At 42.5% G+C, this 14,106-nt stretch carries 20 protein-coding genes; 19 read left to right on the forward strand and 1 reads right to left on the reverse strand.

Features of this window, described 5'->3' with window-relative positions; all coding sequences use genetic code 11:
* Positions 1-8: 8 nt before the first annotated feature.
* The 19 genes from ACWI_RS02975 (at position 9) to ACWI_RS03065 (ending at position 13,184) form a co-directional block, all read left to right on the forward strand.
* On the forward strand, positions 9-668 hold the full coding sequence (locus tag ACWI_RS02975; protein ID WP_070369947.1) for an adenylate kinase: 660 nt from the start codon (positions 9-11) through the stop codon (positions 666-668).
* Between the two features lie 2 nt (positions 669-670).
* Positions 671-1,420 (forward strand): type I methionyl aminopeptidase, encoded by a 750-nt coding sequence (gene map, locus ACWI_RS02980; protein ID WP_070369948.1) that lies wholly within the window; start codon positions 671-673, stop codon positions 1,418-1,420.
* Positions 1,421-1,432: 12 nt separating this feature from the next.
* The gene (locus ACWI_RS02985) at positions 1,433-1,735 is read left to right on the forward strand and encodes a KOW domain-containing RNA-binding protein (RefSeq protein ID WP_070369949.1); all 303 of its coding nucleotides are present in this window, start codon (positions 1,433-1,435) and stop codon (positions 1,733-1,735) included.
* Positions 1,736-1,738: 3 nt separating this feature from the next.
* The gene (infA, locus tag ACWI_RS02990; RefSeq protein WP_070369950.1) at positions 1,739-1,966 is read left to right on the forward strand and encodes a translation initiation factor IF-1; all 228 of its coding nucleotides are present in this window, start codon (positions 1,739-1,741) and stop codon (positions 1,964-1,966) included.
* 13 nt (positions 1,967-1,979) lie between these two features.
* Positions 1,980-2,093 carry a 50S ribosomal protein L36 gene (gene rpmJ / locus ACWI_RS02995; RefSeq protein WP_013382261.1) on the forward strand — a complete coding sequence of 38 codons (114 nt, stop codon included), beginning with the start codon at positions 1,980-1,982 and terminating at the stop codon, positions 2,091-2,093.
* A 144-nt stretch (positions 2,094-2,237) separates the two neighbouring features.
* Positions 2,238-2,600: a 30S ribosomal protein S13 gene (rpsM, locus tag ACWI_RS03000; RefSeq protein ID WP_070369951.1), complete on the forward strand. Its 363-nt coding sequence runs from the start codon at positions 2,238-2,240 to the stop codon at positions 2,598-2,600.
* 13 nt (positions 2,601-2,613) lie between these two features.
* Positions 2,614-3,006 (forward strand): 30S ribosomal protein S11, encoded by a 393-nt coding sequence (gene rpsK, locus ACWI_RS03005; protein WP_070369952.1) that lies wholly within the window; start codon positions 2,614-2,616, stop codon positions 3,004-3,006.
* A 15-nt stretch (positions 3,007-3,021) separates the two neighbouring features.
* The gene (gene rpsD / locus ACWI_RS03010) at positions 3,022-3,651 is read left to right on the forward strand and encodes a 30S ribosomal protein S4 (protein ID WP_070369953.1); all 630 of its coding nucleotides are present in this window, start codon (positions 3,022-3,024) and stop codon (positions 3,649-3,651) included.
* Positions 3,652-3,722: 71 nt separating this feature from the next.
* Positions 3,723-4,682 carry a DNA-directed RNA polymerase subunit alpha gene (locus ACWI_RS03015; RefSeq protein WP_070369954.1) on the forward strand — a complete coding sequence of 320 codons (960 nt, stop codon included), beginning with the start codon at positions 3,723-3,725 and terminating at the stop codon, positions 4,680-4,682.
* Between the two features lie 4 nt (positions 4,683-4,686).
* Positions 4,687-5,028 carry a 50S ribosomal protein L17 gene (gene rplQ / locus ACWI_RS03020; RefSeq protein WP_026393609.1) on the forward strand — a complete coding sequence of 114 codons (342 nt, stop codon included), beginning with the start codon at positions 4,687-4,689 and terminating at the stop codon, positions 5,026-5,028.
* Between the two features lie 98 nt (positions 5,029-5,126).
* Entirely contained in the window at positions 5,127-5,972 is an 846-nt protein-coding gene (locus tag ACWI_RS03025) for an energy-coupling factor transporter ATPase (protein ID WP_070369955.1), read from the forward strand.
* The gene (locus tag ACWI_RS03030; RefSeq protein WP_070369956.1) at positions 5,963-6,817 is read left to right on the forward strand and encodes an energy-coupling factor transporter ATPase; all 855 of its coding nucleotides are present in this window, start codon (positions 5,963-5,965) and stop codon (positions 6,815-6,817) included. The genes ACWI_RS03025 and ACWI_RS03030 overlap by 10 nt, the downstream gene beginning before the upstream one ends.
* 4 nt (positions 6,818-6,821) lie before the next feature.
* Positions 6,822-7,643, forward strand: a complete 822-nt coding sequence (locus ACWI_RS03035) for an energy-coupling factor transporter transmembrane component T family protein (RefSeq protein WP_070369957.1) — start codon at positions 6,822-6,824, stop codon at positions 7,641-7,643.
* A 16-nt stretch (positions 7,644-7,659) separates the two neighbouring features.
* The gene (truA, locus tag ACWI_RS03040; protein WP_070369958.1) at positions 7,660-8,394 is read left to right on the forward strand and encodes a tRNA pseudouridine(38-40) synthase TruA; all 735 of its coding nucleotides are present in this window, start codon (positions 7,660-7,662) and stop codon (positions 8,392-8,394) included.
* 180 nt (positions 8,395-8,574) lie between these two features.
* Positions 8,575-9,012 carry a 50S ribosomal protein L13 gene (rplM, locus tag ACWI_RS03045; protein ID WP_070369959.1) on the forward strand — a complete coding sequence of 146 codons (438 nt, stop codon included), beginning with the start codon at positions 8,575-8,577 and terminating at the stop codon, positions 9,010-9,012.
* A gap of 23 nt (positions 9,013-9,035) precedes the next feature.
* On the forward strand, positions 9,036-9,428 hold the full coding sequence (rpsI, locus tag ACWI_RS03050; protein WP_070369960.1) for a 30S ribosomal protein S9: 393 nt from the start codon (positions 9,036-9,038) through the stop codon (positions 9,426-9,428).
* A gap of 84 nt (positions 9,429-9,512) precedes the next feature.
* Positions 9,513-11,327: a translational GTPase TypA gene (gene typA, locus ACWI_RS03055; protein ID WP_070369961.1), complete on the forward strand. Its 1,815-nt coding sequence runs from the start codon at positions 9,513-9,515 to the stop codon at positions 11,325-11,327.
* A 199-nt stretch (positions 11,328-11,526) separates the two neighbouring features.
* A complete protein-coding gene (locus ACWI_RS03060; protein ID WP_070369962.1) occupies positions 11,527-11,868 on the forward strand; it encodes a hypothetical protein in 342 nt (113 codons plus the stop codon).
* A gap of 125 nt (positions 11,869-11,993) precedes the next feature.
* A complete protein-coding gene (locus tag ACWI_RS03065) occupies positions 11,994-13,184 on the forward strand; it encodes an AI-2E family transporter (RefSeq protein WP_242871565.1) in 1,191 nt (396 codons plus the stop codon).
* Positions 13,185-13,256: 72 nt separating this feature from the next.
* Here ACWI_RS03065 and ACWI_RS03070 read toward each other — a convergent pair whose 3' ends face one another.
* Positions 13,257-14,105 (reverse strand): Tle-like phospholipase domain-containing protein, encoded by an 849-nt coding sequence (locus ACWI_RS03070; protein WP_070369963.1) that lies wholly within the window; start codon positions 14,103-14,105, stop codon positions 13,257-13,259.
* Between the last annotated feature and the right edge of the window lies 1 nt (position 14,106).

Here is a 14,106-nt window from a genome sequence, read left to right on the forward strand (position 1 = left end):
AGTGAAAAATGAGAATTGTATTATTAGGACCTCCGGGAGCTGGCAAAGGGACACAGGCAAAACGAATTTGTGAAACTTATGGTATCCCGCATATTTCTACCGGCGATCTCTTTCGAGAAAATATGAGCAAAGATACGCCGCTCGGAAAAAAAGCTAAAGAGTATATGGCACAAGGTCTTTTGGTTCCGGATGACTTAGTTGTTGATATGGTTGAAGATCGGTTGACACATGAAGATGTATTGGCGGCTGGCTATGGCTATTTGCTGGATGGATTTCCACGAACGGTTCATCAGGCGGAAGCTTTATGTCGAATCAATGCCAAGCGTGATTGCGAGTTGGATTTTGCAATTAATCTTGATGTGCCCTTTGATATTTTGATTGAACGGGTTTCAGGCCGTCGGATCTGTCCGACATGTCATGCAACCTATCATATCAAGTACAGCAAACCCAAGGTCGAAGGTGTCTGTGATTTAGACGGAACACCCTTATACCAACGGGAAGATGACAAAGTCGAAACCGTAAAGAAACGAATTGAAGTATATCAAGATCAGACAGAACCATTAATCGAGTTTTATGAAGACAAACAAAAGATCATTAATATTAATGGATTGCAACATATGAAGGACGTTTTTGATAATATCGAAAAAATCCTAAGTGGAGTTAATTAAAGATGATAACCATAAAATCCCAAAAGGAAATTGATCTAATGCGCCATGCCGGAAAGATTGTGGCAGGCGCCCACGCCTTAGTAGAAACAATGATCAAGCCTGGGGTAACAACACAAGAACTGGACCATGCAGTTGAAAAGTATATTCGTGATGCCGGAGCAGTTCCAACATTCAAAGGCTATGGTGGATTCCCAAACTCAATTTGTGCTTCAATTAATGAAGTGGTTGTCCATGGGATTCCTGAGAAACGACGTTTGCAGGATGGTGACATCATCAGTATTGACATCGGAGCTACATTTAAGGGTTACGTTGGTGATGCGGCGGTGACGCATGGCGTCGGGACGATTTCCGATGAAGCAAAAAAGCTGATTCGAGTCACCCGGGAGTCCTTTTATAAGGGCATTGCCTATGCCAGGGATGGCTATCGCTTGTCGGACATTTCGAATGCGATTCAAAAATATGTTGAGGACAACGGTTTTTCAGTTGTCCGGGACTATGTCGGTCATGGTGTTGGAAAACAAATGCACGAAGATCCACCAATTCCTAACTTTGGACCCAAAGGTCGAGGACCGCGGCTACGACAAGGAATGACATTAGCCATTGAACCAATGGTCAATGCCGGAACTTATGACGTTGTTACGTTAAAAGATGGATGGACGGTGGTAACCACTGACGGCAAGCTTTCTTCACATTACGAGCACACCGTTCTGATTACCGGAACCGGTGATCCCGAACTGCTGACAGTACTATAAGTTGGTGTTTGGATGAATGAATATAAAGTTGGACAGGTGGTTCGTTCAAAAGCTGGCCGGGATAAAGGTCAGTATATGGTGGTTATTGAAGTGGTGGACGAACAGTTCGCCATGTTATCAAATGGAAAGCTTCGAAAAGTGAGTAATCCAAAAAAAAAGAAGGTCAAACACTTGGCGAAGACGAATCACATAGCCACAGATATTCGTGATAAAATATTAAATGGAAAAAATGTAACTAACGCTGAGATTAGAAAAATACTCGAGTCCTATCACATGCCTGATGGTATTGGGGATGAGAATCGTGAGGAGGTTTGATCAATGGCCAAAAAAGATGTTATCGAGGTAGAAGGCTCAGTGATTGAGTCATTACCAAATACTATTTTCTTAGTAGAATTGGAAAATGGACATCAGATAACTGCGCATATTTCGGGAAAACTTCGTATGAATTACATCAGAATTTTACCCGGAGATAAAGTAGTTGTTGAATTATCCCCATATGATTTGACCCGCGGGCGTATCGTATGGCGTGGAAAAGGGAAATCATAAAGGAGGCATACAAATGAAAGTTAGACCATCAGTTAAACCGATTTGTGAAAAATGCAAAATTATTAAGAGAAATGGTCGTGTTATGGTAATTTGTGAAAATCCAAAACACAAACAAAAACAAGGTTAAACCGTCGAGTCCAGAAAAAAAGAACATGGCCGCGGCAATTTTAGTCATGTTCATGATATAAAACACCCTGGGTTTTAATTTCGTTACGTCACTAACTTGATTAATTTACCAGCATTTAGAAAATAATTAGGAGGTACACACCCTATGGCAAGAATTGCCGGAGTCGATTTACCCCGAGATAAGCGGGTAGAAATTGGATTAACTTATATTTACGGTATTGGACATTCAACATCGCTGGAAATCTTAAAAGCTTTAAATATTAATCCAGATACCAGAGTTAAAGATCTTACTGAAACTGAAGTAAATGATCTGCGAAATACGATAGACAAATACACCGTTGAAGGTGACCTTCGTAGAGAAGTCAACTTAAACATCAAACGACTGATCGAAATTGGATCTTATAGAGGATTACGTCATCGTCGAGGACTTCCTGTTAGAGGGCAAAAGACAAAAACGAATGCCAGAACTCGAAAAGGTCCGAAACGTCTCGTAAGCAAAAAGAAATAAGGAGGGCTAAAGAATGGCAGTTAAAAAAGCACGAAGAAAAGTTAAAAAAATTAAAAAGAATATCGAACGTGGCCAGGCCCATATTCAATCTTCTTTCAACAATACGATTGTTACCATTACTGATATCTCCGGAAATGCTCTTTCATGGGCAAGTTCTGGTGGATTAGGCTTTAAAGGATCACGTAAAAGCACTCCTTTTGCATCTCAAATGGCTGCAGAGGAAGCGGCTAAAGCTGCTATGGAGCACGGTCTTAAAAGTGTTGAAGTTTTAGTCAAAGGCCCTGGTTCCGGACGTGAGGCTGCAATTCGGGCCTTACAGGCGGCGGGATTAGAAATTACCCTGATCCGTGATGTAACGCCTATTCCACATAACGGTTGTCGACCACCTAAGCGACGACGAGTATAACAGGAGGGCGAAAAAATGTCAAGAAATATAGAAGCATCATGCAGACAATGTAGACGTGAAGGTGCAAAACTGTACCTGAAGGGAGAACGTTGTTATTCTACAAATAAATGTGCGTTTGAAAGACGACCAACACCACCAGGCCAACACGGTAAAAGACGAACAAAATTATCAGAATATGGTCTTCAGTTACGAGAAAAACAAAAGGCAAAACGTATTTACGGTGTCCTTGAAAAACAATTCCGTGGCTATTTTGAAATTGCTGAAAAGCAAAAAGGGATCACCGGTCACAACTTATTGATCCACTTAGAATCACGTATGGATAATGTTGTTTATCGACTGGGTCTGGCAACCTCCCGTAAAGAGGCCCGTCAGTTGGTGGATCATGAACATTTCCTGGTTAACGGTAAAAAACTGAACATTCCTTCTTACATCATGAAAGAAGGCGATGTCATTGAAGTTCGACCAAAAAGCAAAAAATCACAAAAATTCAAAGATATTTTAGAAACGACTGAAAATCGAACCATGGCCTCATGGTTATCGAGAGATGTTGACACACTATCAGGAAAAGTCATTGGCAGACCGGCAGTAGAAGACTTAGATGTCGAAATTGCTGAACATCTTATTGTTGAATTGTATTCTAAATAGGCTACATGTTCGGGAACCAATTAACCCTCATGTTAATGTATGGATTATAAATAAGTAGGAGGGTCTGATAAATGATCGAATTCGAGAAACCAGTCATCGAAATTGTTGATAAAAAAGACGACGATACTTACGGGCGGTTTGTCATTGAACCTTTAGAACGGGGATATGGAACCACCCTTGGTAACAGTCTGAGACGAATAATGCTGTCATCCCTGCCGGGTGTGGCAGTCACATCAGTAAAAATAGAAGGCGTCTTGCACGAATTCTCTACCATTCCAGGAGTTAAAGAGGATGTTATTGAAATCCTTCTGAATCTCAAAGGTTTGGCAGCTGAAATTTATACCGATGAGCCCAAAGTTATTTACATTGAAGCTTCAGAAGAAGGTGAGATCACCGCTGGTGATATCATTGCTGACTCTGATGTCGATATCCTTAATCCGGAAATGCACATTGCTACCTTGTCCAAGGGGTCAACTCTGAACATGGAAATGCGCATTGAAAAGGGTCGAGGCTATGTGGCAGCAGATAAAAATAAATATCCGGGTATGCCGATTGGAACCATCCCGATGGATTCAATCTTCTCTCCGATTATCAAAGTTAATTTTCTAGTTGAAAACACCCGAGTCGGACAAATCACCGATTTTGATAAATTAACCATCGATATCTGGACCGATGGAACCACAACCCCGGAAGAAGCACTCTCTTTAGCTGCGAAGGTGTTAAGTGAACATCTCAACCTGTTCATTAACTTGACCGAGCATGCCACCACGGTGGAAATCATGGTGGAAAAAGAAGAAAGTGAAAAAGAACGTATTCGCGAAATGTCCATCGAAGAATTGGAGCTTTCAGTAAGATCCAGTAATTGTCTGCGACGGGCGAATATCGATACTGTTGAAAAATTAACACAACGAAGCGAAGAGGACATGATTAAAGTCCGTAACCTCGGTCGTAAATCCCTGAATGAAATCAAGCACAAACTAGCAGAAATTGGATTGTCCTTGAGTCAAGAAGAAGAAAAGGCAAAGGAGTAACACTATGGCGGGATATCGAAAACTAGGCCGTCCCTCTGATCAAAGAAGAGCATTATTGCGTAATCTTACCACTGCCCTTTTAGAACACGGTAAAATTGAAACAACCGTAACCAGAGCGAAGGAAGTAAAAAGAATTGCAGATAAAATGGTCACTTTAGGTAAAAGAGGCGACTTACATGCCAGAAGACAGGCAATTTCATATATCACTCAGGAAGCAGTGGTAAAACAATTGTTTGACGAAATTGCACCTAAATATACTGAACGAAACGGTGGCTACACACGAATTTACCGTGTTGGACCACGTCGTGGCGACGGCGCAGAAATGGCGATAATTGAATTAGTATAATTTAAGAGGCATACAGGGGATTAAGATGTTATTGACGCTTAATCCCTTTCTTGTATTATAAAGTTAATTAACACCAAAGAAGGTGATTACACGTGACAATGGATAGTAAAAATAGAATGATTGACGTGCAGGATGTATATTTCAAATATCCTCATAATAACGAAAATGAATCAGTCGTAGCCTTGGATGGCGTCAGTTTACATATTGAAAAAGGTGAATTTGTCGGAATCATCGGACATAATGGTTCGGGGAAATCCACCCTTTCCAAATTACTCAATGCGATTATCTTTCCCACCCAGGGTGATGTAATGGTCAGTGGGCTCAATACCAAGGATCATGAAAACCTGTGGACGATTCGTCAAACTGCCGGAATGGTATTTCAAAACCCCGACAACCAGCTGGTCGCAACGATCGTCGAAGAAGATGTGGCTTTTGGTCCTGAAAATTTGGGTGTACCACCCCAAGAAATCAGAGAACGGGTAGATCGGGCTTTAGCAGTGGTCGAAATGCAGGCCTATGCCCATCAGAAACCCCATCAATTGTCGGGTGGTCAGAAACAGCGGATTGCGATCGCCGGGATTCTGGCGATGGAACCCGAGTGCATCATATTTGATGAACCCACAGCGATGCTGGATCCGTCCGGACGACGGGAAGTGATGGAAACCATCAAGCGCCTTAATCGCGATAAAGACATGACGGTTATTCATATCACCCATTTTATGGAAGAAATCGTCGATGCGGATCGGATCATCGTGCTGGATAAAGGTAAGGTGGTCATGGAAGGAAAACCCCGGACGATCTTTAAACAGGTAAAACGGCTCAAAGAAATCGGCCTGGATGTACCCCAAATGACGGAGTTGGCGTATGAACTGCGAAGTGCCGGACTTGAAATTGCGGACGATGTATTAAGCATCGAGGAAATGGTGGATGCCTTATGTCAGTAGAAATAAAAAATCTTTCCCATACCTATTCAGAGGGTTCACCCTTTGAATTCAAAGCTCTCAAGGAGATCAATTTAACCATCGAAGACGGTAGTTTTATTGGCATCATCGGCCACACTGGTTCGGGTAAATCGACGCTGATTCAGCATCTCAATGGATTACTAACTCCTACTTCCGGAACTGTTCTAGTCGATGGAAAAGATATTTTCGAAACAAAAAAAGCCCAACTAATTCAGCTCAGACACCAGATTGGCCTGGTCTTCCAATATCCGGAACACCAACTGTTTGAGGAAACCGTCCAAAAAGATGTCGCTTTTGGCCCCAGAAATCAGGGACTCACTGAGGACGAAATTGATCAGCGGGTCAGACAATCAATTAAGATGGTTGGTCTTGATTTTGATGCAATCAAAGATAAGTCGCCCTTTGAATTATCCGGGGGACAGATGAGGCGGGTCGCGATAGCTGGTGTTCTTGCGATGGAACCTGCAGTACTGATTCTCGATGAACCAACCGCTGGCCTTGATCCCCGAGGACGGGAAGAAATATTGGCTCAAATCAAATCATTGCATAGTCAAAAACAGATAACCGTTATTCTGGTGTCCCATAGTATGGAAGATATTGGAAAAATGGTCGATAAAATTCTGGTTATGAATGAAGGGGAAGTTGTTTTTTACGATACACCCAATCGTGTGTTTACGGAAATTTCTACCCTGGAGAGCATTGGCCTGGCGGTACCAGAGGTAACCTATCTGATGCGGCGACTCAAAGAAAAGTATCCAGAAATTAGAGAAGATATTTTTACGGTGGAAGCAGCCAAAAAAGAAATTCTCAAAGTTGTAAGAGGATAATAAAATGTTAAAAGATGTTACAATTGGCCAGTATTATCCAACCGGGTCGGTGATCCACAAATTAGATCCGCGAACGAAGATACTGTTTACCACAGCATTTGTTGTGATGTTGTTTTTTTTGAATAACCTGTGGGGGTATCTTGCCACATTTGTCATACTGGCAACCATCACCCTGTTATCTAAAATCCCCGTGGGGTATATTATCCGGGGAATTAAAGGATTAGTCCTGATTATTATGCTGACGGTGGTTCTGAACCTGTTTATGACGCCGGGAACGGTCGTGGCAACGTTGGGGCCACTGACAGTTACATTGGAAGGATTAAAAGTGGCAACCTATATGGCGCTGCGCTTGATTTTCTTGGTGGTTGGTACCAGTATTATGACACTAACGACCTCGCCGATTGATTTAACTGACGGGATGGAGTGGTGTATGCGATATATTCCCTTCGTCCGACGATATGCGCATGAGTTAGCGATGATGATGTCGATAGCGCTGCGCTTTATCCCAACATTGATGGAAGAAACCGAGCGAATCATGAAAGCCCAAAAAGCCCGGGGGGCAAATTTTGAAACTGGAAATATTATTTCCCGGGCTAAGAATTTGATCCCAATTTTAATTCCCTTGTTTATATCTGCATTTCGAAGAGCGGATGAGCTGGCTACAGCCATGGAAGCACGCTGCTACCGGGGGGGCGAAAACCGAACCCGGATGAAGCAATTGGCTTTTGAATTCCGGGATGGTGCCAGCCTGGTATTGATGTTTGTAATGATCGTGGGGCTTTATCTGACCACCTGGATTCAAATACCGCTATTATTTCCGGTCTAAGAATTAATATCGAGTAATGAAAAATATCCAATTAATCATCTCTTATTGTGGTACCAGGTATTGTGGTTGGCAGATACAACCCAATGGCGTGACCATCCAGGAAGTAATTATCAATGCAATCCGAGAGTTGACGGGCGAAACGGTCAATCTGATTGGATCTGGTCGAACCGATGCGGGCGTTCATGCTTTGGGGCAAAGTGCCAATTTTCTTACCCGATCAACAATTCCGGCAGAGGCATTTTATCGGGCGTTGAACACCAGATTGCCGTCAGATATTCGCATTGTCGGCAGTCGAGAGCGAGCGCTTGACTTTCATAGCCGTTATCATGCCAAGGGGAAGAGTTATATCTATAAGATTTATGAGAGTCCGGTTGACAGTCCCTTTTACTCGGATCTGGCGTTTCATGTCAGCCGTACCCTGGACTGGCAGGAAATGAAGGAGGCCGCATCCTATTTTATCGGTGAGCATGATTTTTCCGCCTTTATGGCAAGTGGCAGTTCGATCAAAACAACGATCCGCACCATTGAAGAAATTTCATTTGATAAAAAGGGTGACCTTTATGAAATGACATTTCGGGGTAATGGCTTTCTCTACAATATGGTCCGGATTATGGTCGGAACCCTTTACGAAGTCGGCTATCAGCGGCGGAAACCCGAGGACATCGCTACAATCATTAAAAGTCTGGAGCGCAGTCAGGCTGGGATAACGGCTCCCGCCCAGGGGCTTTACTTAAAGGAAGTCTATTATTAAAAATAAAAACACACAACGGCATAAATTACTTGACACACCCGGAAAGATGCTATAGAATTAACGATGGACGTTAATGTATCACTAGCCCGGATACAATAAAAAACGATTTCTGATAACTCCCACTTGTCAGAAAGCCAATAGATAAAATAAAGAAATTATTAACTGAGGAGGACTTTTGAGATGAATGCGAACGCCACAAAAATGGCCAAATCTCATGAAATAGACCGTAAATGGTATGTGATTGATGCAGAGGGTAAGGTATTAGGACGACTGGCAACAGAAGTTGCAAATATTTTACGAGGAAAAAACAAACCAATCTTTTCACCACATATGGATTGTGGAGATTTTGTCATTATTATTAATGCCGATAAGGTTGTGTTAACCGGAAATAAACTGGATCAGAAATTATATAAAACATATTCTGGATATTGCGGTGGGTTAAAAGAAATGACCTATCGAAAATTCTTAGCTGAAAAACCAGAACTTTTGGTTTTCAAAGCAGTAAAGGGAATGATCCCACATAACAAATTGGGTGATAAAATTGCGACTAAACTTAAAGTTTATGCTGGCAATGAACATCCACATGCTGCACAATTGCCTGAAGTTTACGAATTTTAATGCTGAGAAGGAGGAAATAGAGAATGGCTAAAGTACAATATTTTGGAACTGGACGAAGAAAAACCTCGGTTGCCCGAGTTCGATTATTACCAGGGAGTGGAAAATTCACCATTAACGGACGTGATATTGATGAATTTTTCGGAATGGAAACCTTAAAGGTTATCGCTAGACAACCATTAACATTAACCGATACACTAAACACCTTTGACGTGATTGTCAATGTTCACGGTGGCGGTTTTACCGGACAGGCTGGTGCAATCCGCCATGGGATTGCCCGTGCTCTGCTTGAAGCAGACATCAACCTGCGACCAGCACTGAAACGTGCCGGTTACTTAACTCGAGACTCTCGTATGGTTGAACGAAAAAAATACGGTCTCAAAAAAGCGCGTCGTGCACCACAGTTTTCAAAACGTTAATATCAGACTTATTACAAGTCCTGCGACATTCAATGTTGCAGGACTTTTCAGTGTAACACTAGTTAATTAAGAAAGCAGGAATTTATGAATAACAAACAACCCATTATTAACATTGCAGTCATCGCCCATGTCGATGCCGGAAAATCTACCCTGGTAGATGCCCTTTTAGGACAAAGCAATGTTTTTAGAGAAAATCAGGAGGTCGTGGACTGCGTAATGGACAGTAATGACCTTGAACGCGAACGCGGAATCACCATTTACTCAAAAAACTGCTCCATTATGTATAAAGACATCAAAATCAATATTGTCGATACCCCCGGCCATGCCGACTTTTCTTCAGAGGTTGAACGAATCCTGAAAACTGTTGATACAGTTGTTTTGCTGGTCGACTCCAGTGAAGGTCCGATGCCGCAAACCCGTTTTGTTCTGAATAAGTCGCTGGAGAAGGGGCTTAATCCAATTCTTTTCATTAATAAAATCGATAAAAAAGATCAACGGGCGGAAGAAGTCGTTGATATGGTTTTCGATTTGTTTGTGGAACTCAAAGCCAATGACAAACAGTTGGATTTCCCGGTACTTTATGGGATTGCCAAAGAAGGAATCGCCATTCGTGATATGGATGACGAAGGGGTGAACCTGGAGCCGCTTTTTGAGACCATTGTGGAGCATGTCGGCCTTCAGGATGATCTGAGCCTGGAACCACTACAGATGCAGGTTTCTTCCCTGGCATATGATGATTACATTGGCCGCTTGGGAATTGGTAAGATCTATTCTGGCACGATTCATGCAGGCGAGCAAATTGAAATATGCAAAACCGATGGATCCTTTAAAAAAGAGAAAATCAACCAGGTCTTTGTGTATCGCGGTTTATCCCGGGTCGAGGTCAAAGAAGCCAAGGCTGGCGATATTGTGGTTGTTTCAGGAATACCTGATATCTCTATTGGGGAAACCATCGGTGAAATCAACCAGGTACAACCGATGGAACTGATTGAAATTGAACAGCCAACTTTATCAATGAACTTCCTGGTCAATAAGTCGCCGTTTGCTGGTGACTCTGGAAAATTTGTAACGACCCGACACATTCGGGCTCGATTGGAAAAAGAACTGGAAGTTAATGTGGGTCTACTCGTTGAAGAACTGGAAGATACCACCGATGGTTTCAAGGTTTCCGGACGGGGCGAGCTTCATTTATCGATTCTTTTGGAAAACATGCGTCGTGAAGGTTACGAAGTGGCTGTATCCAAACCGGAAGTAATTATGCACCGGGATGAAAATGGTAAGTTGCTGGAGCCGGTGGAATTGGTCATTATTTCAGTACCGGAAAAATATTCGGGTGCCGTTATTTCAAAGCTAAATATCCGTAAAGGTCGGATGGAGAGTATGTATACCGATGAAGCCTGGACAAGAATGGAATTCTTTGTGCCGACTCGGGGCTTGTTGGGCTATCAGAGTGAGTTTATCAATGATACCCATGGAGAAGGAACCATGGTTCGGCGTTTTGCTGCCTTTGAAGATCACAAAGGGGATATTCCGCAGCGTCTTAATGGGGTACTGATTTCTCAGTTCAGTGGCGAAACCATGGCCTACTCGCTGTTTAACCTCAGCGATCGGGGTGAGATGCTGGTTGGTCCTGGAACCAAGGTTTACGAAGGGATGATCATCGGGATCAATAACCGAAGTGATGACATGACGGTTAATCCGACAAAGAACAAAAAGATGACCAATGTCCGATCGTCTGGTACTGATGAGGCGTTAAAACTGATTGAGCCTCGCATCATGACACTGGAGCAGGCACTGGAATTTATCAATGATGATGAATTAGTGGAACTGACCCCCACCGATATCCGGATTCGCAAGAAAATTCTCGGGGAGCTGGAACGAAAACGTAGCGCCCGCTAAAAATTTTGGAACGCCGGACTGGCGTTCCTTTTTAAATGACAGAGAAAAATGAAATATCAGCACCGGTGCATGAAATAACGATTGACCGTTAAACTTTCAGTGTGATATTATATATACGGTATAAGGTTTTACCGAACAAATAACCAAACGGATAATGGCTTTACAGCTGTTGTCTGAACTTAAGCGGAGGTAATACGATTTGATTAATATTGATAAACAAGAAGCTGAAGATGGTAAAATCATGGCAGTTTTTGCCTATATTATCTTTCTCATTCCATTGTTTGCCGCCGGAGACAATCAATTTGCCCGCTATCATACCAATCAGGGTTTGGTGTTATTTCTGGCATGGCTGGTTTTCACCGTAGTCGGAATCATTATCGGTGTTGTTCCCGTCATTGGTTGGATTCTTTCAACCATCCTTTTTAGTGCCGTGCCCCTGGCGTTTGTTGGTTTTGCCATTTATGGAATCATCAATGTGATTCAGCTGGAGGCCAAACCGTTGCCATTAATTGGCGGAATTACCCTGATTAAGTCCTATTAAGTCGTTCTTCATACATCATAATAAATTTGTAAAAAGCATTGCTTTACCAGGCGATGCTTTTTACTTTCAAAATAGTAGTAGCAAAACGTATTAGAAAATAACCCGAATTTAAAGGCGGTGAATCTGTGGAAAACAACAATGAGCGTAATAATGAAAATCACGATATGAGCGATAAAAATTTTCGGAATTATTTCTTTCTGATTACCTTTGGAATCTGCTTACTGGTAGCCTTGCTGAACATCAGATATCTGGTCAGCTATTTAGGGCTATTTATGAATATCATCACACCAGTGCTGATTGCGCTGGGTATTGCGTTTGTCTTAAACATCCCAATGACCTTTATCGAAGGACATTTTCTTGGTTTTATGAATCGCATAAAAAATAAAAAGAATCGTGATCTGAATAAGGGCAAACGAATAATTGCAATAACCCTGACATTCTTATTTGTGATTGGTATTCTGGCCGGTTTGATTACCTTTGTTATTCCCCAGGTGAGCGAAAGCATCGATACATTAATGGTCAAATTACCAGGGTATGTGGATTCATTTAATACGCTGGTAGATGATGCGCTGGCATTCTTTAATTTACCGGATACACTGTGGAATGACATTGCTATTGAATGGGATTCTTTGATGGAACAGTTTGGTAGCCTTTTGCTTAATTCCGTACCGGAAATATTCAATGCGACGAAAAACTTCACGGTTGGTTTTTTTAATGCGATTATGGGAATCGTCATTTCCATTTATCTGCTGGCTGATAAAGAAAACTTGTTGGCCGTCAAAGATAAACTGATTTATGCTTATATCCGAAAAGACCGGGCTGATTTTATCCAGGACGTCAGCATTACCGCTAATCAAGTGTTTCACGGATTTATTGCCGGGCAAATAACGGAAGCCTTTATTCTGGGAACCCTCTGTACCGTTGGATTAGCTATTTTGCAGATCCCGTATGCGTTACTGATTGGAGTATTGGTTGGCATGACTAGCGTGATCCCAGTGTTTGGCGCTTTTTTGGGAGCCGTACCCAGTGGCTTTATTTTACTGGTGGTCAACCCGATCTATTGTCTGATCTTTGTGATTTATATTATTGCCCTACAACAGGTGGAAAGCAATGTGATCTATCCCCGGGTTGTGGGAGGCTCCATTGGTTTATCCGGTTTATGGGTACTGGTTGGAATGATTATCGGTGGCAGTCTGTTTGGTTTCCTGGGAATTATTTTGGGGATTCCTTCATTTGCGGTATTTTATGCGGTATTTAGAAAAATTACCAATGAGCGGATCGAAAAAATGAAGCTTGGGCAGCAAGAGTCTGACTAAATCAAATGATGAATTAAAAAGCGTCCGGAAGTGGATCCAGTTGGGTCAGTCACTTCGTGGACGCTTTTTCAGTTATTTTTTTGTAGTTCGTGTCTTTTCCAGTTGTTGTTTGGCTTTGGAAGCGATCTGGGTTAAAGTGACCGTGAAATTCTGAAAACCGGCATAAAAAGGATGCCGCATATCCAGGTTGCGAATCTCGCCATGCTGATCCAGTAGACGATTGGGAGGATGATTGTTGTGGGGGAGTTTGGATTCATTACCGACCACAATCCTTTTTCCAGCGATGCTGTTAAGCAGGATATTAACCACATCCCAGGCCGATTCATAGGCAATGATTTTATCCTGATTGGCGATAATTTCGGTGGCATATTTACGGATGAATTCAGCCGAAAAACCCTGACTGTTAAAGGTCACACAGCGACTAATCTTTCTGCCTGCAACAACGGTAATATACTGACCATTGTTGCCGCCTTTGGAATGGCCGGTTAAGGTATAATGTTCCATATCAAAGGCCGCATCAACAGCACGATAGAATTCCAGGGCTTTTAGTTGTTGTGGGGTATCGGTCACAAAGCCGCCTTGAATATTGTCAATCCAGCCGATGCCGGTGGTGCCCCGAAAAGCGATGATGCCGGAGTGTGGAATAACATCAGAAAAACAATAAGCGACGAGTCCGTTTTCGGGCTGGTTTGTGTAGGCGAGTACCTTCAGGGCAGTGAGGTGCGGATTAGCCATCATCAGATGAAGGGATTGATCCCATTCAGCGGCCGACATGGCGCAATCGCCCTGAAGATTATTGACATTTTGCAAGAGTGCCGCAACCATTTCGCCCACCGAATAATCAGGTAATCGGGATGGTTCAACCGGTAGGTTCAGGGCAGCCAGTTGGCTGATCAAATTCAGTTCACTATGATACAACATG

The sequence above is a fragment of the Acetobacterium wieringae genome, assembly GCF_001766835.1.
GTDB lineage: Bacteria > Bacillota > Clostridia > Eubacteriales > Eubacteriaceae > Acetobacterium > Acetobacterium wieringae.